Genomic DNA, 19,309 nt, shown 5'->3' with positions numbered 1-19,309 from the left:
CTAACTCTTTCTTTATAATTTAAAAATTTTAACTAAAATTAATTAATCCTTATAAATGAGTTTGTAAAAATTCAATCAACATTTGAGCGTTATTAAATTCATTGTCTTTTAACTCATTTTGATACCATTTTGCATAATAATAAGGTATATTTGCATTCATAGCACATTCTCTATCCTTTAAACTATCGCCCACAAAAATACTTTTTTCAAAGATTGCTTCTTCGTGTAATAAATTTAGCATCATGGGATGAGGCTTAGGTTCCATATTTTCACTAACCCCTACAACCTTATCAAAAAAAGGTAAGATATTATACTTATTTAAAATGCGTTTTAAAGAACTTTGAGGAGCATTTGTAGCAATTGCTAAATAACAATTTTTCCCTCTTAAAAATTTAAGCACATCCATAACGCCTTCAAAAAGCACCACGCTTTGTTCATAATGCTTTACAAAATACCTTTCAAAGCCTTGTTTAAAGCTTTTGTGAGTAAAGTCATTTGCGTCATAAAGTTCCTTAGCCCAATCAATGCCAGGAGTATTTATAATACCATAAATTTCAGCCTTTGAAAGTGCTGGTAGTTTATTATCAGTCCTTATCTCATTAACAGCCATAGCAATGGCATTTGAACTATCAATTAAGGTCCCATCCATATCAAAAAATACATTTATCATTAAAAATCCTTTAAATAATTTTTGTGTTTTTCTTTTTTATTTTTGTTTTTAAGCTTGTCAAGGGCATTTGCAAGATTTAATAGCTCGCTTTTTTCCTTTGAAAAATCCAAACAAGCATTAACAAAATTTTCTAAACTCTTTGCATAATTAGCATTTAAAATTACTGCTTCATTTTTTTCAAAAAATTTCATATTTTTTAGCATCCTTTCTTTAAATTTATCCTTATCAAAATCATCTTTTTTTAAAGTATTTACAGCAACGCTTGCAAATTTTTCTAAGCTTCTTATATATTTTACTCGCTTAGCCTTTTCGTTATTTTTTATAAATTTTTGCGAATCTTGCATTCTAGGGCCTCTTGTATTAGGGTTCTTGCTACTACTTTTTCAGAACTTACTACATGAATATTTTCATCTATGCTTGAAAAAAGTAGCTTTTTATATGAGCCATTTACTTGAATAATCGTATCAATAGGCTTTTTAAAATGTGTTAAACACTCACAAATCATTTCAAGCTTAACCTCGTTATTTATAGTAATAATGGCAACAGCACACTCTTCTATATTTGCTATCTTTAATGTTTCTTCTTGGGTAGCATTTGCAAAATATACATTTTCGCCACGACTTACCCCAAGTTCTACCAAATTTAAATCACTTTCTAAAACCAAATAAGAAACACCTGTATTTTTAATCCTTTGAACAACCTCTTGTCCTAAGCGACCATAACCAAAAATTACTAAATGATTGCTAGGTTTATTTTCTGGCAATCTTTGCTTTATATTTTCATTGCTTGTAAAATCTTCTACAATATCAGTTATCTTGCTTATATGTTTTAAAACAAAGGGTGTTAAAATCATTGTTAAAATAGCTGTTACTATTAAAATTTGAGCTGTATTAGCATTAATCATATTTTTTGCTTGTAAAAGGGCAAATATAGCTAGGGCAAATTCCCCTATTTGCATAATAGAAAAGGAAGTTTTCAAGGCACTTCTTTTTTTAGTAAATAAACATAAAAAACCAAAGCTAATTACAAATTTAGCCACTTGCACAGCTACAAATAAAAACAAAATCATTATATAATTTTCAAAAACTATATTAAAATTTATTTGCATGCCTATAGTTATAAAAAAAAAGCCAAGCAAAAGGTCTCTAAAGGGGATTAAATCTGCTTCAATTTTATGCTTATATCTTGTTTCAGCTATTAAAACCCCTGCTATAAAGGCTCCCAAAGAATAAGAAAAGCCAAAATCATGTGCTAAAAAACTAGCCCCTATTACTATAAATAATATTGTTAGTATAAAAATTTCTTGGCTAGAAGCCCTAATTACAAAGCGAAGCATTCTATCAAGTAGATATTTTCCTATTAAAAAAAGCATAGAAAATAAGATTATAACGCTAAATAAAGTCGTTAAAATAAGCTTTGCTATGTCTTGGTTGTTTGATGAAAAAACGTCGACTAATAAAAGTAAAGGGATAACTGCTATATCTTGAAAAAGTAAAATTCCAAGTGCCTTTCTGCCGTAAGTATTATTAATATCTCCATTATCATTTAAAATTTTAAGCACTACAGCAGTTGATGAAAGGGCTAAGGCAAAACCTACAATTAAAGCTGTTTTGTCGTTTAAATTTAATATATAAGCAGCTATAAAAAAACAGGTTATTCCACAAAGTAGCATTTGAAAACTACCATTTAAAAAAACCTCTCTTTTCATTGCCATTAAATGACGAAAAGAAAATTCAAGCCCTATGCTAAACATTAAAAAAACTATACCAAATTCAGCAATATGAGAAAATTCCTCGCTCCCACTAAAATGATAAAGTTGTGATATAATAATACCTGCTATTATGTAGCCAATTATAGTTGGCAATTCAAATTTTTTAAATATAACATTTAAAACAATAGCACTAAAAGATGCTATTAAAAAGGCTTTTAAAACAATATCCATTAAAGTTTCTCGTAAAATATCAAATCAAAGCTATTTTTTCTTTTTACAACAGCCTTTGATTTATCTCCATTTTCTTTTTTGCTAAGTTCTAAACGCAATTCTTCTACCAAATTTTCAAATTCTTGTAATTGACTTTTAAGTTTTAAAATCACATCAACACCTGCTAAATTTACTCCCATATCACGAGTAAGCCTTAAAATAAGCTTGATTCTATCTATATCCCTTTGAGAATAAAGCCTTATTTTGCCATCTGTTCTACTTGGTTCTACAAGCCCCTCTCTTTCGTATTGTCTAAGTGTTTGAGGGTGAATGCTTAGCACCTTTGCAACTACACTTATTAAATAAACCGGTTCATCGTAATTATGCTCCATCTTTAATCCTTAGGTAAATTCTCATCCAATAGTTTAACAAATTTTTCGTCCAAACTATCAAGTTTAGGTAAAACAATATTTAAAATTAAATATAAATCTCCATAAATTCCCGTTTTTCTATTTTGAACGCCAAAGCCCTTAAGGCGAATTTTTTGTCCATTTTTTGAATTTGCAGGAATCTTAACGCTAACTTCTCTTTTAGGTGTTTTGATATTTAATTTTGCACCAAAAAAAGCAGTATGCAAACTAATATCAAAATTGCGGCTTAAATCATCCTCGTCCCTTTCATAAATGTTACTTTTTTCTACTTCAAGCTGTATGATTAAATCCCCAACATTTGAACCACTCTTTTTGCCCTTGCCACGAACTCTAAGCTTTTCTCCATTTTTCATACCATAAGGAATTTTAATCTTAACATTTTCGCCATTTAAATTTATGCTATATTCTCCGCCTAAAATAGCCAACTCAAAAGGTATACTAAGCTTAGTATTTTTATCTAAATTTTCTTCTTCAAAACGCGACTTAAAACCAGAAAAGCCATTTGATTTAAAGCCTGAAAAATTGCCACCTCTATTAAATTCACTTTCACCAAAATGTCTATTAAATATATCTCTTATAATATCAGACATATCAACCCCACCAGCATTTCTTGTAAAATCGTGAAAACTTTGCCCACCAAACATAGAATCGCCATATTTATCATATTGGGCTCGTTTTTTAGGATCGCTTAAAATTTCATAGGCTGCGTTAATCTCTTTAAATTTATCCTCTGCACCTTTTTCTTTATTAATATCAGGATGATATTTTCTAGCTAACCTCCTATAAGCTTTTTTTATCTCATCGCTACTTGCATCCTTAGCTATGCCAAGAGTGTCATATAAACTATTACTCATATTTTTAAATCCTTTGAATTTTGCAACTATTATAACATAAAACTTTAGCCTTAGTCAATCAAGTTTAATTAATTTTTTAACTCAAGTTTTTTTTCATTTACAAATGAGAAAAGTTTTAAGCTTATACTTGCAAAATAATTTCTTAAAGAAAGGAAAAATTATGAAAAAAATATTTTTATGCACCAGCCTTGCCTGTGCTTTGTTTTCAGCAACTATTAATATTAATGAAGCCCCAAGTAATGTAAAACGCATTAATCCTACACAAAATGATGAAATTCTTTCTTATTCTAGTTCTATTCAAAATGTTAAAAAATCAGTGGTTAATATATCTACTTCAAAAACAGTTACTAGAAACACTAGAAGTGCCTTTGATGATTTTTTTAACGACCCTTATTTTAAACATTTTTTTGACTTTAATATGCCTCAACAAAGAAATAATCAAGAAGTGGTTAGTTCGCTAGGTTCAGGCGTTATTATCTCAAAAGATGGCTACATTGTTACAAACAATCATGTAGTTGATAATGTAGATAAAATCACGGTTACTCTGCCAGGTAGTGATACAGAGTATCAAGCAAAGCTTATAGGAAAGGATTCTAAAACGGATTTAGCCGTGATTAAAATAGAAACTTCAAATTTAAATGCTGTTAGTTTTGGAAATTCTGACGAGCTTTTAGAAGGGGATGTAGTATTTGCCTTAGGTAATCCTTTTGGCGTTGGTTTTAGCGTTACAAGTGGGATTATATCAGCACTTAATAAAGATAACATAGGCTTAAATCAATACGAAAATTTCATTCAAACAGATGCATCTATTAACCCTGGAAATTCAGGGGGTGCCTTAGTAGATAGTAGAGGGGTGCTTGTTGGGATAAACTCGGCCATTCTTTCAAGAAGTGGAGGAAATAATGGCATAGGTTTTGCCATTCCTTCAAACATGGTAAAGGATATTGCTAAAAAACTTATAGAAAAAGGCAAGATTGAAAGAGGCTTTTTAGGCGTTACAATAGCCCCATTGCAAGCTGATAGTAAAAAGGCTTATAAAAGCCAGGAAGGGGCATTAATAACTGAAATTCAAAAGGGTTCATCAGCTGATTTAGCCGGACTTAAAAGAGGGGATTTGGTAACAAAGGTAAATAATAAGGTTATTAAAACTCCAACTGATTTAAAAAATTACATAGGCACACTTGAACCTGATCAAAAAATAACTATTTATTTTGAAAGAGATGGGGAATTTAAAGAACTTAGCTTTATGTTAAAAAGCGATGAAGTAAATAATACTAGCACTCAAGAAAGCTTAATCGAGGGTTTAACCTTGAAAAATTTAGATGCAAGTGATAGAACTAAGCTTAAAATCACAAATGATATAAATGGGGTTTTGGTTACAAAGGTAAAAGAAAAATCACTAGGTCAAGAAACAGGCTTTAAAGCAAATGATATAATCATTGCTGTTGGTCAATTAGAAATTAGAAATTTAAATGATTTAAACACAATATTAAAGCATAAAAAAGGCTTGTTAAAAGTTTGGGTTTATAGGAATGGAAGTGCAAATTTATTGATATTAAAATGAAAGGATTATCCTTTCATTTTAGATTTTAGTTTAAAATTTATAAAATTTTTTTAAAGGAATTTTAACATGACAAATATCCTTATGATAGAAGATGATTTAGAATTAGCAGAGATTATAGCAGAGTACTTAGAAAAATTTGATATGAAAGTTGATATAGCACATGAACCATACATAGGCCTTTCTAAACTTGCCTTAAAAGAATATCAATTAATAATATTAGATTTATCCTTGCCTGGACTTGATGGACTTGAAGTTTGTGAAGAAATTCGTAAAAAATACGATACCCCTATTATTATATCAAGTGCAAGGCATGATATAAGCGATAAGGTAAATGCCCTTGAGCTTGGTGCTGATGATTATCTACCAAAGCCTTATAATCCAAAAGAATTACAAGCTAGGATTAAAAGTCATTTAAGAAGAATTTATAATACAAAATCAGCCATTGAAAAAAGTATAAAAGACTTAATATACGACCAATATAAACATATTATCACTATGAAAGGGCAAGAATTGGTATTAACAAATGCTGAATTTGATATTTTAAGCTATTTAATCAAAAAAGAAGGTGGAGTTGTAAGCAGGGAAGAATTAGTTTATAATTGTTCATCAATTGGAGAAGATAGTTCAAATAAAAGCATAGATGTTATAATAAGTAGAATTCGTCAAAAAATGGGAGATGACCCAAAAACACCAAAATATATCCATTCTATACGTGGTATAGGCTACAAACTTACTCAATGAATCGCTCGTCAATCTTTTATATAATCACCTTTGTTTTTATCTTAACAGGGGTGAGTGTTGTTTTAGCCTTTTTATGGCTTATAAAATACGACCAGCAAAATTATACAAATGAATTAAATAACAAATATAGCTTAATTGCAAATGTTAGAATTTGGCACTTAAAAGGCTTGATTGATGAAAATCAATTAAAAGAAAGAACTAAAAATTATGATTCTTTAAAAAAGATTAACATACCAAAAGAAATAAGAGAGGTTTTTCGTTTAGGAGAGGTTTTATATACCGATAAAGTAGATAATGGCATAGTTCAAATCATATCTTATAAGCAAAGTGTTTATTTGAATATCATATATAATGGCGTAGTACATCTTTATAAGGACGAGGATTATCAAGGTTATAGATATGTGGTTTTTAAGATAATCTCAGTGGTTGTTATTTGTATAATTATCTTACTTTATGCCTTTGTTTTGAAAAAAATCAAGCCTTTAAGGACCTTAAAGGTACAAATTGACAAATTCGCACAGGGCAAATTAAATGAGATAGAAAACATAAGCACGGGCTTTGATGAAATTTCACAGGTTGGCGATGCCTTTTATCAAGCTACTAGACAGATAGAAAAACTAAATCAATCTAGGCATTTTTTTATAAGAAATATGATGCACGAACTTAAAACGCCTATCACTAAGGGGCTTATCACCCTTGAAATGCTTGAAGATACAAAATATAAAGAAAGGCTTGCAAATATTTTTAATAGACTTGAAATTTTAATAAATGAATTTGCTGCCATTGAACAAATCACCTCAGGGGCTGCCTTTATCAATCGTAAAAAATACAATATCTTAGATATCTTAGATGAGTCAAAAGAAATTGCTATGATTGATGAAAGCAATGTCCAAATTTTTATGAGTGAAAGTTTTTTTGTAAATGTTGATTTTAAACTCTTTACAACAGCTATTAAAAATATGATAGACAATGCCATGAAATATTCTCAAGATAAATTCTTACAAATTGATATAAAAAGTGATTTTATTTGCTTTAAAAACAAGGGCAATAAACTAAACAGCTCCCTTGAATACTACACTCAAGCCTTTACGCAAGGTTCAAAACAAAAAGATAGCTTTGGCCTTGGTCTTTACATAGTAAGCACCATACTAGAAACACATGGCATGAAGCTTACTTATGAGTATAAGGATGAAATGAATTTATTTTATTTTAATAACCTAAATAAGATACAAGAAAAAATTTAAAAGATAAAAACATATAATACTAAACAACTTTACGCAAAAATACCTTTTTTATCGACTTTAATTTTAGCTACTTCCTTGATAATATCCCAATTTTCTTTATACATTTGGACATCTTTTAGTTTAACTTTCTTACATTCTTCATCGCTTAATTTATCTGCGTAAGTCATTGGAATAATATAACAAAATCCCACTTGTTTATCCACAGCCACATAAATATCACAATCTTTTTGTGTAATCCTTTTTCCACGATTTCTTTCGTGAGTATAATCTATGCCTTGACCACCTCTGTCTCTATCCTTAAAACTTATGATATTTCCTGTTGAAATTCCCTTTACTTGAATGCGTAAAAGCGTGTTTTCAAAATCTACTATCACGTCATACCTGCTACTTCTAACATCTACATTCGAGGCATTAAACCCAGCCAAAATCGCCCTTGCCAAAAAAAGAAATTGGGCACTATCACCAGCATTAGCAGTCATTACTCCAGAATTTATATGCAACAAATTTGTAGAAAAGCCATCGATAGAAGCTAAATATAAAGCTTTTTCTAAAATTTTTTCAAGCTTATTTTCTATAAATTTAAATTTATCTTTTGCTAAGACATTTTGAATAAAATCAAGATTTGCTTGTTTTAATTTTTCAAAGTCAATTAAATGCCAAAGTTCTAAAAAAATACTTATTTCTAAAAAATTTTCTAAATCTGCCTTATAAAGAATTTCTTCATTGGCAATTTCTACGATTTTACTTTTTTTATATTCCATATTAGCAAATTTTTCTAAAAGAGTATTTTTAAAATCCTTTGAATTTATTTTTTCAATAAAGCAATTTTTTAAATATTCTTTCACTTGAATTTCATTAAAATCACTATGCACTAAGCTATCTTTGAATTTATCGTTTATTTTGACAATATTTTCCCTAACAAACTGCTCTAATGTCATCTTTTACAACTTTTTTAATTTCTCTTGCAATCGCTTCTATAACGCTAATTGAAACACTATTACCAATTTGTTTATAAATCGTTGATTTAGCTAAATGAGGCGGAAAGCGAAAACTCTCACTAAAACCTTGAAACCTCGCACATTCTCTTGGAGTTAATTTTCTAATATCTACGCTATCAATTATCAAAGGCACATTATGCCCGCCTGTTCCCATATTTGCAGTTAGTGTTGGACAAAGATTAGATTTATTTTCCCTTACATAATGCCTTCGCCATTGATAGAGCGTATGAGGATTTTTCATCTCAGCTTTTAGTTTTGGATAATACTTACTTTTAGTATAATAAAACTCATCATTTACGCGTTTATCTATAAAATCTGTAATTTTTCTTTTTAAGGGCACTTTTTGTGGAAAACAAAATTTTTCATACTTTGCAAAATCTAAAAATCCAATTATATAAATTCGTTCTCTATTTTGTGGAATATTGCCATATTCAGCAGTATTTAAGACTTTATATTTTAAATGATAACCTAAATTTTCAAGCTCGCTTTTAATGATTTTAAAAGTGTTTTTCTTATCGTGATTAATTAAATTTTTAACATTTTCTAAAAAAATAATTTGTGGCTTAAAATGCTTCAAATATCTTATTATTTCAAAAAATACATTTCCGCGCTCATCTTTGAATCCTTTTTGATAGCCAGCAATGCTGAAAGCTTGACAAGGAAATCCAGCGGTTAAGATGTCAATATTTTCAAGCTCGTTTAAATTAACTTTGCTTAAATCATTATTGATAATTTTATTTTTATGATTTAAGGCGTAAGTTTCGCAAGCTTTTGAATCAATCTCTATCGCCCAAGCCGTATCAAAACCACGCTTTTTAAAGCCAATTTCTATACCACCAATTCCTGCAAATAAACTTCCTATATTCACTAAATTTCCTTATTTTACTACTTTTAAGAAATCAAAAAATATTATTGCAAAATTTTACTAAAAAGCCTTTTAAGAAAATCTACTGCTTTTTAAATTTAGCATTACAAAGCATATAAATAGCACGAAGTAGACCATAAAGTACATAAACACTAACTACTATTACAACGCTTTCAAGTGGATAAAGATAAAGTATTGAAAAAGAAATTATTAAGCAAACAAGGACTTTTAAAACACTTGAACGACTAAAATCTATCTTTTTAAAGCTAGGATAGCGAATATTGCTTACCATTAAAAAACTAAGCAAGGCTTGTAAGATTAAAAAGATGGTATCATAATCTCTTAAAAAATCATAACTCACATAAGCATAGGTATAAATAGCACTTACAATGGCAGCTGTAGGGATTGGTAGCCCTATAAAAATAGAAGGTTCATAAGTACCTGTTGTAACATTAAATCTTGCTAAGCGAATGGCCCCAAAGATTACAAAAAAAGCAGTAATTAATGCCCCAAACCTACCAAAATTAATGCCTATACTAACATAGAAAAAAATCGCAGGAGCTACGCCAAAGGCTACTAAATCAGCCAAGGAGTCAAATTCAACCCCAAATTTAGAAGTAGAATTTGTAAGTCTTGCTATCCTACCATCAAGTCCATCACAAATCAAAGATAAGATAATATAAAGCAGGGCCTTTTGGTAATTACCTTGCAAAGAAGATATGATTGAAATAACGCCTAAAAAAGCAGAGGCTGCTGTAAATAAATTTGGTAAAATATAAATAAGTTGTAATTTTTTCATTTTTAAACCCTATTCAAAATATCCAAGCAAAGACCCTGCCTTAATCTCATCGCCCAGGCCAATATACAAACGCGTATTTAATGGTAAAAACAAGCTCACATTAGCATTTAATAAAAAAGAAAGTCTTTGTCCACTAAGTAAGGTATCACTTATATTATCAAGTTTTAATCTTCTATCAAGTGCATTTGCCCTTATCAAAAAGCCTATTTTATAATCATTTGACTTAGCTAAGATATGAATTCTTTCGTTTAATTTATCTGCTAGTTTAAAATTAGAGCATAAATTTAAGCCATGTTTTATGCTTATATTTTTAATGTACATATTGCAAGGTGAGTAAAGAGAACCCCTATCATACAAGGCATTTTTAATGCTAAGTTCTATGCATTCTCCTAAGTCATCGCAAAAACTTGTATTAAGGGTAACTACTCTGCCATCAATGGGTACTAAAATAGCCTTTTTATCAACACAAGCTAGATTAATGCTTGGTGTTCTAAATAAGATTAAAAACACTATAAACAAAAAGGCAAGCAAAAAAGAAAAGCTATAAAATATCCAGCATAAAAGTAATAAGATTAAAACTACTGCTAAACTTATATAGCCTTCTTTTGCGATAAAAGCTTTCATTAGCTTTCTTGGCCTTCTTGTAAATTTAAATCTTTATTTTCTACTTCTTGCAAGCGAGTAGGCATATTATTTTCTTCTTCATAATCTTTAATAATCTCTCTAACTTTCACGCCTTCAATGGTTTCTTCTTCATAAAGTGTAGCAACCATAGTTTCAATAGCACCCTTATAAGAATTTAAAGTATCTTTAACATCCTTATATCTATCATCCAAAGTTTTTTTAACATAATCATCAAGGCTTTCAGACATTTTTTCAGAATAATCCTTAATGGTTTGTCCACCTGTTAAAAAGGTATTTCTTTGCTTTTCAAGGACCATTAAACCGGCAATCTCACTCATTCCATACATAGAAATCATGGCCTTAATGATATCTGTCGCCCTTTCTAAGTCATTACTAGCCCCTGTTGAAATTTCTCCTATAAAAACTTCTTCTGCAGCCCTGCCCCCTAAAAGTACGTCAACTTCTGCTATTAATTCATGCTTTTGCATTAAAAATTTATTTTCTTCTGGGGTATTTAAGGTATAACCTAAGGCTGCAAGTCCTCTAGGTATAACTGAAACCTTGCTAACTCTTTTTGCTCCCTTTGTAGTTTCGGCAATCAAGGCATGTCCACACTCATGATAGGTAACTATTTTTTTCTCCTTATCATTTATGCGACGAGATTTTTTTTCAAGTCCTGCAATCGCCCTTTCTACCGCTTCTACAAGGTCTTTTTGCTCTACATATTTTTTAGAATCTCTACCTGCTAAAAGGGCTGCCTCGTTTATAATATTTGCTAAATCAGCACCTGCTAAACCTGCAGTAAGTCTTGCTACATCTTCAACCTTAACCTTTGATGAAATTTTTACATCTTTCATATGCACCTTTAAAATTTCACACCTACCCTTAAAATCAGGCTTATCAACAAGTACTTGCCTATCAAAACGACCCGGTCTAAGAAGTGCTGCATCAAGTACTTCAGGGCGATTTGTAGCTGCTAGGACAATAACAGGAGAACTTTCAGAACCAAAACCATCCATTTCTGCTAAAAGTTGATTTAGGGTTTGTTCTCTTTCATCGTTTCCTCCCATCATTCCACTTGCTGCACGACTTTTTCCTATAGCATCAATCTCATCTATAAAGACAATGGCCGGGGCTTCTTTTTTAGCATTTTCAAATAAATCCCTAACACGACTAGCCCCAACACCTACAAACATTTCTATAAAAGATGAACCAGAAACGCTAAAAAATGGCACATCAGCCTCTCCTGCAACTGCCTTTGCAAGTAAGGTTTTGCCGGTTCCTGGAGGTCCTACTAATAAAAGCCCCTTTGGAATTTTAGCCCCAAGCTGGATATATCTTTCTGGGTACTTTAAAAAATCAACTATTTCTTTTACCTCTTCTTTAGCCTCTTCAACACCTGCTACATCGCCAAATTTAACCTTTGGTTTTTCAGAATTTACAAGCTTTTTTGAACTGCCTATTCCAAGTATAGAACTACCCATATTTTTTTGCATACGAGAGGCTAAAAACATCCATATAGCAAAAAAGATAAAAATCGGCAAAATCCAAGAAAAAAGCATGTCGGTTAGCCAATTTGACTCAGAAAAAGCCCCATAAGCTATATTTTTTCTTTCAAGTAAAGAGATTAATTCAGGGTCATTGCTAACCCTTTTTACATTATAAATGGTATTTGTAGAACTAGAAACTGCCTTAATCATAGTTTGACCTATGCTAACTTGATTAATCTGACCACTTTCAACAAGCTTTTTAAATTCAGAATAAGGCACAGATTTACTTGATTCATTACCACTTAAACCGCCTATTGGACTACTTCCGTCAAAAAACCCTCTAAAAAGGACTATCATAACAATAGCAAAAATTCCAAATATCAAAAGTGGATTTTTGTTAAAAAAATTATTGTTATTTTGAGGATTGCCCTTTGGGTTATTAGGATTGTTATTATTCATTTTATTCCTTTTTTATCATTTTTATAAACTAAACTAAGCCATTCATTCATTTCAAGGCTTTCTAACAATTTTAAGTCTTTGAAATTTTCTTTAACTAAATCAGCATGTTTTTTTAAAATTCCAGACAAAATAAGTATAGCATTATCTTTTAAATGCTTTTTAATATCCTTATGCAAAATATTAATAATATCAAAAACAAGATTAGCTACTATTAAATCATATTTGTGAGTTGCTTTATTAATAGAACCACACCAAGTTTTTTTAAATTTAACCTTATTTAATTTTGCATTTTTTAAACTGCTTTTAATGGCTAGTTCATCGGTATCACAACATTCAACACTGGCTTTTAATTTGCAAAGTGCCATGCCTAAAATTCCACTACCACAGCCAAGGTCTAAGGCTTTCATATCTTTTTTTGCAAATTTTTGCAAAAGTTTTAAACAAGAATAAGTACTTTCATGGTGCCCTGAACCAAAGGCTAAGGCTGGGTCTATTATGATATTTTTCAAATTTTTTTTATCTTTTTGCCAACTTGTATGTATATAAAATTTATCTATTAAAATGGGTTGAATATTTTTTTTATATTCTTCTATGTAGTCTTTATTTTCTTTTTTTGTGATATTTTGTTCTAAAAAAATTTCTTTATTGTATAACTTTGAAAGTTTAGTAGCAAAGTCGCTTAGAGCTGTTGATATATTTGTTAAATCATAAATTGAGCGAAGATAAATACCACTATCTTTTTCTTCTATGGCTTCAATGCCAAGGTCAAAGACCAAGTCTATAAACAAGGCTTTATAATTTTCATCGCTCTTAAAAAATAACTCGTAATAAGATTTTTTCATAGTATCGCTTAAGTTAAGATTACAACTCAACCAGCCACATCACTTCCTGTACCCAACACATCTTCAAGTTTTTCTTTTAAAACTTGTGGAGTAAAAGGTTTTACTATGTAGTTATTAACACCAGCCTTCAAAGCGGTAATAACTTCTGCTTTACCACCTTCTGTGGTAACCATAATAATAGGCATATCTTCGTATTTTTTCTCTGCCCTAACCTTTTGGACTAGTTCCAATCCATTCATTTCAGGCATATTCCAATCTGTTATCAAAACTTTAACATCATCATTTTGCGAAAGCAAATCCCAAGCCTCAACTCCGTGCTCTGCCTCAAGAACATCGTTATGCCCTAGTCTTGTTAAGGTATTTTTAATAATTCTTCTCATAGTAGAACTATCATCAACAACCAGCAATTTCACAATTCATCCTTTTTGAAAAATTTATAAATTCGCATTATAGCATTTTTAGCTATATTTTTTTTTAATTAATAGTAAAAAATTGCAAAATTATAGCAATTTTTATTAAACAATGGTTAGTTTCCGTCTTTTTTATTATGCTTAAATTCAGGTACTATGCTTTGTAAAATATCAATTATATTTTCATTTTTTAATAATTCTTGGATTTTTTCATTTAAAAAATTTAAATCCATGCTTTGACTTTTTGTGACAAAAATACTTTCATACTTTGTTTTTGTATCTTCTTCATCTATCAAAAGTTCTTCAAATAATTTTTCTCCCTTTCTAAGACCTGTTATTTTAATCTCTAAATTCTCTTTATTTGATAATAAAAGCATTTTTTTAGCTAAATCCATAATCTTCACAGGCTCTCCCATATCAAGCACGAAAAGCTCACCACCCCTAGCAATAGCACTAGCTTGTAAAACCAATTGCACGGCCTCATCAACTAACATAAAATAACGAACTATATCAGGGTGAGTTAAGGTTAAGGGCTCATTTGCTGCAATTTGTGCCTTAAATTTAGGTATAACACTACCACTAGAACCTAAAACATTTCCAAAGCGAACACTGGCTACTTCAAAATTTTCACTAGTTGAATTTAAGGTATAAAGTTCACAAACCCTTTTAGAACAACCCATAATACTAGTTGGCCTGACCGCTTTATCTGTGCTAATCATTACAAATTTTTTAACCTGATTTTTTTTAGCTAAATCTATTAAAATTTTTGTACCTAAGATATTATTAAGCACGGCAGAATGTGGATTTTGCTCACAAAGTGGTACATGTTTATAAGCTGCTGCGTGAAGTATTAAATCAGGTCTTTCTTGTTTTAAAAGCTCATCAACTGCCTTTTCATCCAATATAGAAAGCAAAATAGGTACAATTTTATCTTTAAATTTATTTAAATCTTCATTTATCTTATATAAATTATATTCACTATGGTCAAGCATTATAAGCTTTTTAACACCAAATTTAATACATTGCTTACATAACTCACTGCCTATACTACCACCTGCCCCACTTACTAAAACAATCTTATCTTTTAAAAATGCCTTTACAGCACTATCATCTAAGTCCTTTGGTTTTCTAGCTAGTAAGTCTTCTATGCTTATATTTCTTGTCTCATTATTTGTAAAAGAAAAAAGCTTAACATCGCTTATCCCATAAGATATTAACTCATCAAACAAGGCTTTTAAATCATCTTGTTCAAGCTTTAAAGCAATTATAGCTATTTTAACACCCTGGGCTACATAATTTTTAATCTCGCTTTTTTCTTGTACTATAAATTTATCACAATAAGTACCAATTAATTCTTTTCTAGCATCAACTACGCATATAGGAAAAAGTCCTAGTGAGCCTTCTTTTGCTCCCTTTAACAAATGCAACGCCTTTGAGGTTGCACCTACCACTATACAAGGCCTTTCTTCATCCTTTAAGCGAGATGGTTTAAAATCAATTAGCATTCTTTTTGATATACGCAAGGTGCCTATAAACATATAAGAAAGTACAAAATCAATGCCTATAACACTTCTTGGAAAGGGATTAAAAAAATCACTAAAAAAATAAAAGATGATTAAAAAAGCACATTCTGCTAAGGCTAGTGCAAAGAAAATTTTCCTAGCCTCGCTTAGTGAAAAAAATCTCCACGCAACGCGATAAATTTCAAATAAATACAAAAAATAAAGCTTTAAGATAAGTAAAATAATCCATGCCTTTATTAAGCCAGGGTAAAATTCCTCCCCTATTTCTCCACTAAATCTTAACTCAAAGGCTAAGTATATAGAAAGGCTTAATAAAATAATATCTAAGCTTAAAAAAAAGATTAATCTTTGCGTTTTTCTTAAAGCTAAATTCATAACCTAGCCTTCAATGCTTTTTATAATGATTTCACAAATTTCTTTTATATCATTCTCATTTAAAGCAGTACCACTTGGTAAGCAAATTCCATTTTTAAAGAAAAATTCGCTATTCCCATTAATATAGGCTTTTTCATCCTTAAAAACAGCTTGTGCGTGCATAGGTTTCCAAAGAGGCCTACTTTCAATGCCTTGTTCTTTTAAATCATCTATTAATTTTAAAATTTTAGGATTTATTTTTAAATTTTTATGTTTTGCCTTAATACATTTTTGCTTAGTAAAAAGCTTGTTTTCGTTAAAATTTATCAAAGCGGTACTTAGCCACCTATTACTTCTTGAATTATTAAGTTCTGGTAAAAAAGTAAAATAAGGACTTAACAATTCTTTATACCACTCATAAATTTGCCTTCTTTTAATCACCCTTTCTTCTAAAATTTCCATTTGACCAACGCCAATTGCCCCTAAAACATTACTAAGCCTATAATTGTAGCCATAGTCTTTATGTTCATAATGCAAGAAAGGTTCTCTTGCTTGAGTACTATAAAATCTAGCCTTTTCAAGCTTTTTTGTATTAGGGGAAACTAGCATTCCACCACCAGAAGTAGTTATTATTTTATTGCCATTAAAGCTATAAACTCCAAATTTCCCAAAGGTCCCAAGGGCTTTACCATTATAAAAGCTACCCAAGGCCTCGGCTGCATCTTCTATTAAAACAATCTTTTCGTCATTACAAATTTTAACTATTTCTTTCATTCTAGCTGCATTGCCGTATAAATGCGTTAAAATAAGGGCTTTTGGTTTCTTCTTACTTTCTTTAATAGCCTTTTTTAATAAAGCAATATCTATATTAAAACTCTCATCACAATCAATAAAAACAGGCTTAGCCTTTAAATATAAAATAGGCACAACCGAGGCTATAAAGGTAAAGTTTGATGCTAGGACAATATCACCTTGTTTTACCCCACTTACCCTTAAGGCTAAATGAAGTGCGGCCGTGGCTGAATTTAGAGCCAGGGCATTTTGACTTTTAGTATAGTTTTTAATGCTTTCTTCAAAACGATTTACATACTCACCCAAGGGGGCTATATAATTACTTTTAAAAACTTCTTTTATATAAGTAAGTTCTTTGCCACTCATATGAGGAGGCGATAAAAAAAATCTCATAACTAAGCCTTTATAAAATTTAGATATTTTAGCATAAATTAATTAAATATTATTCTTTGATTCTAGCTGGAACGCCTATATAAATGCCTGTTATAGCACTTTTACAAAGCAAGGCACCTCCACCTAAGATACTATCTTTTTCTAAGCTTAAATTTGGCAAGATAGCCGAATTTATACCCAAAAAACAACGTTTTTTTATATTAACATTACCTGCTAATTTTGCCCCTACGCTAATATGTGAAAATTCTGCTACCTTGCATTCATGTTCTATTACACAACTTGAATTTAAGATAACTCCTTTTTGAATGTTAGCCCTTGCATTTACTATGACTTGTGGCATAATCAAAACACCTTTTTTTGAAATCTTAGCACTTTTAGAAATTATCGCACTTGGATGAATTAAACTTACTATGTTAAAGCCACATTTATTAACTCTTTTAAAAATTTTCTCCCTAGTCTTATTATCACCTATTGCTATGAAAATATCATATTTTGGTAAAGATATATCAAATTTAAGCCCCTTATTATCATCTAAAAAAATACATTTTTTATAACCCATAGCCCTAGCCACATCAGCACTTACAAGGCCATGGCCTCCACTTCCATAAATATAAATTTTTTTAGTTTTTTCCATTGAATTTTTCCGTTGTAACATGACCTTCTTTATTTACCCCACTTCTTTTTAAGACCTTTAAAATGGTTAAAAAAAATATCTTTATATCAAAGATAAAAGAACAATTTTGCACATAATACACATCAAGTTCAAATTTTTTCTCCCAAGAAATAGCATTTCTTCCATTTACCTGTGCCCAGCCTGTAATGCCCGGTCTTACATTATGCCTTAATCTTTGCATATCACTATAAAGTGCTAAATACTCCATTAAAAGAGGTCTTGGACCTATAAAACTCATATCGCCCTTTAAGACATTAAAAAGCTGGGGTAGCTCGTCTAAACTTAGACTCCTTACTAACTTACCAAAGGGCTTTAAGCGAAGTTCATCGGGTAATAAAGCACCAAATTCATCCCTTTCATCGCTCATTGTTTTAAACTTATAAATAATAAAACTTTTTTCATGAAGTCCTGGTCTTTCTTGCGTAAAAATAGCACTTCCTTGCAAAATTTTAAGCACTATAAAAATTATAATTATAAGGGGTGAAAAACAAATAAGCAATAACAAAGCCCCTAAAAAATCTAGTATCCTTTTAAAAAAATTCTTATACATTAACAACCTTATTATACAAGCTTAAATATCTTTTTGCAATCTCATTTTCATCAAATTTAATGGCCTCTTTAAAGGCATTTGAACCCAAATTTAAACGAAGTTTTTCATCAACTAATAAAAGATTGATTTTGTTTATTAAATCCTTGCTATCTTTAACCCTTGATAAAAGCCCATCATAACCATTACTAATGGCTTCAACGCAACCTTGTGCATCACTTACCACACAAGTCTTAGCACAGGCCTTAGCCTCTAAAACACTGATAGGAAAACCCTCTTTATAAGAAGGTAGCACAAAAATATCGCTTAAATTTAAAAAATATTCTATATTTTCTTTTTGTCCTAGATAATAAACTGCTCCATTTTGCAAGAATTCTAAGGGTGCACAAGAACTATTATCATCCCTACCCCCGATTAAAATAAAATTTGCCTTATCCTTTAAAGCAAAGGCTGCCTCGTAAAATTCCTTAATACCCTTATGCCATAACACCCTTGCAACCATTAAAACTATAGGCTTTTTAGGCATATTATGCTCTTTTAAAAATTCATCCTTATCAACTTTATAAGGAAAAAACCTTTTTAAATTTATTCCAACAGATTTTATAATGCAAATTTTTTCTTGTTTAAGTCCTAAATCTTGCATAAATTGTGCGTCACTTGAATTTACAAAGATAAATTTATTTGCGATTTTAAAGGCTATTTTATACAATAAATTTATGTTTAAACGAACTAATTTAGTTTTAAAATTATTATCTACATAAAAAGAACCAAGCCCTTCTACAAGGGCGATTTTATAAGGAATTTTTGCTAAAAAACTAGCTATTATGCCAAAAGTATTGCTTTTATGGGCACTTGTTTGAATGAGAGTTAAATTTAAGGACTTTAAAACCTTTTTTAAAGAAAAGAAATTTTTTAATACTATAAAAGGATTAAGTGAGTTTCTTTGTAGGTCGTAAAATACCACTTTAAAGCCTAAATTTAGCAATTTATCAGCATAATCATCTTTTGGAACTATCACAAAAACCTCGTCCTTTCTTTCTTGCAAGGCTAAGATTAAGGCCTTTCTAAAATGATAAACACTCATACCACTATGGCTTAAAATTCCAACTCTCATT

Annotated in this window: 20 protein-coding genes; 3 read left to right on the top strand and 17 right to left on the bottom strand. The window is 30.3% G+C overall.

Annotated elements, in window-relative coordinates:
- Positions 1-49 precede the first annotated feature (49 nt).
- From FMM56_RS00360 to FMM56_RS00340, 5 genes are read right to left on the bottom strand one after another with little or no spacing between them, the layout of a single operon-like run.
- Positions 50-670, bottom strand: coding sequence for an HAD family hydrolase (locus FMM56_RS00360; RefSeq protein ID WP_150207397.1), 621 nt, complete (start codon positions 668-670; stop codon positions 50-52).
- On the bottom strand, positions 670-1,014 hold the full coding sequence (locus FMM56_RS00355) for a hypothetical protein (RefSeq protein WP_150139329.1): 345 nt from the start codon (positions 1,012-1,014) through the stop codon (positions 670-672). Before FMM56_RS00355 ends, FMM56_RS00360 begins: the two co-directional genes overlap by 1 nt.
- Positions 990-2,612 (bottom strand): cation:proton antiporter, encoded by a 1,623-nt coding sequence (locus FMM56_RS00350; protein ID WP_150207395.1) that lies wholly within the window; start codon positions 2,610-2,612, stop codon positions 990-992. The genes FMM56_RS00355 and FMM56_RS00350 overlap by 25 nt, the downstream gene beginning before the upstream one ends.
- Positions 2,612-2,983 (bottom strand): heat shock protein transcriptional repressor HspR, encoded by a 372-nt coding sequence (locus FMM56_RS00345; protein WP_150139326.1) that lies wholly within the window; start codon positions 2,981-2,983, stop codon positions 2,612-2,614. Before FMM56_RS00345 ends, FMM56_RS00350 begins: the two co-directional genes overlap by 1 nt.
- A 2-nt stretch (positions 2,984-2,985) precedes the next feature.
- A complete protein-coding gene (locus FMM56_RS00340) occupies positions 2,986-3,876 on the bottom strand; it encodes a DnaJ C-terminal domain-containing protein (protein WP_150139324.1) in 891 nt (296 codons plus the stop codon).
- A 160-nt stretch (positions 3,877-4,036) separates the two neighbouring features.
- On the opposite strand from FMM56_RS00340, the gene FMM56_RS00335 reads away from it, so the two are divergent.
- The 3 genes from FMM56_RS00335 (at position 4,037) to FMM56_RS00325 (ending at position 7,425) form a co-directional block, all read left to right on the top strand.
- Entirely contained in the window at positions 4,037-5,440 is a 1,404-nt protein-coding gene (locus FMM56_RS00335) for a DegQ family serine endoprotease (protein ID WP_150139322.1), read from the top strand.
- Positions 5,441-5,506: 66 nt separating this feature from the next.
- Positions 5,507-6,181, top strand: coding sequence for a response regulator transcription factor (locus tag FMM56_RS00330; RefSeq protein ID WP_150139320.1), 675 nt, complete (start codon positions 5,507-5,509; stop codon positions 6,179-6,181).
- A complete protein-coding gene (locus FMM56_RS00325) occupies positions 6,178-7,425 on the top strand; it encodes an ArsS family sensor histidine kinase (RefSeq protein WP_150207393.1) in 1,248 nt (415 codons plus the stop codon). Before FMM56_RS00330 ends, FMM56_RS00325 begins: the two co-directional genes overlap by 4 nt.
- Before the next feature lie 29 nt (positions 7,426-7,454).
- On the opposite strand, the gene FMM56_RS00320 is transcribed toward FMM56_RS00325, so the two are convergent.
- From FMM56_RS00320 to FMM56_RS00265, 12 genes are all read right to left on the bottom strand, one after another.
- On the bottom strand, positions 7,455-8,363 hold the full coding sequence (locus tag FMM56_RS00320; RefSeq protein WP_150207391.1) for a group I intron-associated PD-(D/E)XK endonuclease: 909 nt from the start codon (positions 8,361-8,363) through the stop codon (positions 7,455-7,457).
- Positions 8,341-9,291, bottom strand: coding sequence for a DNA cytosine methyltransferase (locus tag FMM56_RS00315; protein WP_150207389.1), 951 nt, complete (start codon positions 9,289-9,291; stop codon positions 8,341-8,343). Before FMM56_RS00315 ends, FMM56_RS00320 begins: the two co-directional genes overlap by 23 nt.
- Positions 9,292-9,370: 79 nt before the next feature.
- On the bottom strand, positions 9,371-10,087 hold the full coding sequence (gene pssA, locus FMM56_RS00310) for a CDP-diacylglycerol--serine O-phosphatidyltransferase (RefSeq protein ID WP_150139314.1): 717 nt from the start codon (positions 10,085-10,087) through the stop codon (positions 9,371-9,373).
- A gap of 9 nt (positions 10,088-10,096) precedes the next feature.
- The gene (locus FMM56_RS00305) at positions 10,097-10,711 is read right to left on the bottom strand and encodes a phosphatidylserine decarboxylase (RefSeq protein WP_150139312.1); all 615 of its coding nucleotides are present in this window, start codon (positions 10,709-10,711) and stop codon (positions 10,097-10,099) included.
- Positions 10,711-12,660, bottom strand: a complete 1,950-nt coding sequence (gene ftsH, locus FMM56_RS00300; RefSeq protein WP_150139310.1) for an ATP-dependent zinc metalloprotease FtsH — start codon at positions 12,658-12,660, stop codon at positions 10,711-10,713. The genes FMM56_RS00305 and ftsH overlap by 1 nt, the downstream gene beginning before the upstream one ends.
- Positions 12,657-13,502: a 50S ribosomal protein L11 methyltransferase gene (locus FMM56_RS00295; RefSeq protein WP_150207387.1), complete on the bottom strand. Its 846-nt coding sequence runs from the start codon at positions 13,500-13,502 to the stop codon at positions 12,657-12,659. Before FMM56_RS00295 ends, ftsH begins: the two co-directional genes overlap by 4 nt.
- A 26-nt stretch (positions 13,503-13,528) precedes the next feature.
- Positions 13,529-13,915, bottom strand: coding sequence for a chemotaxis response regulator CheY (locus FMM56_RS00290; protein ID WP_150180252.1), 387 nt, complete (start codon positions 13,913-13,915; stop codon positions 13,529-13,531).
- Positions 13,916-14,028: 113 nt separating this feature from the next.
- Complete coding sequence (pglF, locus tag FMM56_RS00285; protein WP_150139304.1) at positions 14,029-15,810, bottom strand: UDP-N-acetylglucosamine 4,6-dehydratase (configuration-retaining); 1,782 nt, start codon at positions 15,808-15,810, stop codon at positions 14,029-14,031.
- 3 nt (positions 15,811-15,813) lie between these two features.
- Positions 15,814-16,974 carry an aminotransferase class V-fold PLP-dependent enzyme gene (locus FMM56_RS00280; RefSeq protein ID WP_150139302.1) on the bottom strand — a complete coding sequence of 387 codons (1,161 nt, stop codon included), beginning with the start codon at positions 16,972-16,974 and terminating at the stop codon, positions 15,814-15,816.
- A gap of 49 nt (positions 16,975-17,023) precedes the next feature.
- Positions 17,024-17,608, bottom strand: coding sequence for a NeuD/PglB/VioB family sugar acetyltransferase (locus FMM56_RS00275; RefSeq protein ID WP_150139300.1), 585 nt, complete (start codon positions 17,606-17,608; stop codon positions 17,024-17,026).
- Positions 17,595-18,197: an undecaprenyl phosphate N,N'-diacetylbacillosamine 1-phosphate transferase gene (pglC, locus tag FMM56_RS00270; protein WP_150139298.1), complete on the bottom strand. Its 603-nt coding sequence runs from the start codon at positions 18,195-18,197 to the stop codon at positions 17,595-17,597. The genes FMM56_RS00275 and pglC overlap by 14 nt, the downstream gene beginning before the upstream one ends.
- Complete coding sequence (locus FMM56_RS00265) at positions 18,190-19,308, bottom strand: glycosyltransferase family 4 protein (RefSeq protein WP_150139296.1); 1,119 nt, start codon at positions 19,306-19,308, stop codon at positions 18,190-18,192. The genes pglC and FMM56_RS00265 overlap by 8 nt, the downstream gene beginning before the upstream one ends.
- Position 19,309 lies beyond the last annotated feature (1 nt).

The sequence above is a fragment of the Campylobacter sp. LR264d genome (assembly GCF_008633895.1).
Taxonomy (GTDB): domain Bacteria; phylum Campylobacterota; class Campylobacteria; order Campylobacterales; family Campylobacteraceae; genus Campylobacter_D.
The sequence above is the reverse complement of the archived record's forward strand: the minus strand, read 5'-3'. Positions and strand labels throughout refer to the sequence as shown.

What these genes read in the sequence shown, in the direction of transcription:
- FMM56_RS00360 (WP_150207397.1), bottom strand. Translation starts at nt 670, where the DNA reads ATGATAAATGTATTTTTTGATATGGATGGGACCTTAATTGATAGTTCA.
- FMM56_RS00355 (WP_150139329.1), bottom strand. Translation starts at nt 1,014, where the DNA reads ATGCAAGATTCGCAAAAATTTATAAAAAATAACGAAAAGGCTAAGCGA.
- FMM56_RS00350 (WP_150207395.1), bottom strand. Translation starts at nt 2,612, where the DNA reads ATGGATATTGTTTTAAAAGCCTTTTTAATAGCATCTTTTAGTGCTATT.
- FMM56_RS00345 (WP_150139326.1), bottom strand. Translation starts at nt 2,983, where the DNA reads ATGGAGCATAATTACGATGAACCGGTTTATTTAATAAGTGTAGTTGCA.
- FMM56_RS00340 (WP_150139324.1), bottom strand. Translation starts at nt 3,876, where the DNA reads ATGAGTAATAGTTTATATGACACTCTTGGCATAGCTAAGGATGCAAGT.
- FMM56_RS00335 (WP_150139322.1), top strand. Translation starts at nt 4,037, where the DNA reads ATGAAAAAAATATTTTTATGCACCAGCCTTGCCTGTGCTTTGTTTTCA.
- FMM56_RS00330 (WP_150139320.1), top strand. Translation starts at nt 5,507, where the DNA reads ATGACAAATATCCTTATGATAGAAGATGATTTAGAATTAGCAGAGATT.
- FMM56_RS00325 (WP_150207393.1), top strand. Translation starts at nt 6,178, where the DNA reads ATGAATCGCTCGTCAATCTTTTATATAATCACCTTTGTTTTTATCTTA.
- FMM56_RS00320 (WP_150207391.1), bottom strand. Translation starts at nt 8,363, where the DNA reads ATGACATTAGAGCAGTTTGTTAGGGAAAATATTGTCAAAATAAACGAT.
- pssA (WP_150139314.1), bottom strand. Translation starts at nt 10,087, where the DNA reads ATGAAAAAATTACAACTTATTTATATTTTACCAAATTTATTTACAGCA.
- FMM56_RS00305 (WP_150139312.1), bottom strand. Translation starts at nt 10,711, where the DNA reads ATGAAAGCTTTTATCGCAAAAGAAGGCTATATAAGTTTAGCAGTAGTT.
- ftsH (WP_150139310.1), bottom strand. Translation starts at nt 12,660, where the DNA reads ATGAATAATAACAATCCTAATAACCCAAAGGGCAATCCTCAAAATAAC.
- FMM56_RS00295 (WP_150207387.1), bottom strand. Translation starts at nt 13,502, where the DNA reads ATGAAAAAATCTTATTACGAGTTATTTTTTAAGAGCGATGAAAATTAT.
- pglF (WP_150139304.1), bottom strand. Translation starts at nt 15,810, where the DNA reads ATGAATTTAGCTTTAAGAAAAACGCAAAGATTAATCTTTTTTTTAAGC.
- FMM56_RS00280 (WP_150139302.1), bottom strand. Translation starts at nt 16,974, where the DNA reads ATGAGATTTTTTTTATCGCCTCCTCATATGAGTGGCAAAGAACTTACT.
- FMM56_RS00275 (WP_150139300.1), bottom strand. Translation starts at nt 17,608, where the DNA reads ATGGAAAAAACTAAAAAAATTTATATTTATGGAAGTGGAGGCCATGGC.
- pglC (WP_150139298.1), bottom strand. Translation starts at nt 18,197, where the DNA reads ATGTATAAGAATTTTTTTAAAAGGATACTAGATTTTTTAGGGGCTTTG.
- FMM56_RS00265 (WP_150139296.1), bottom strand. Translation starts at nt 19,308, where the DNA reads ATGAGAGTTGGAATTTTAAGCCATAGTGGTATGAGTGTTTATCATTTT.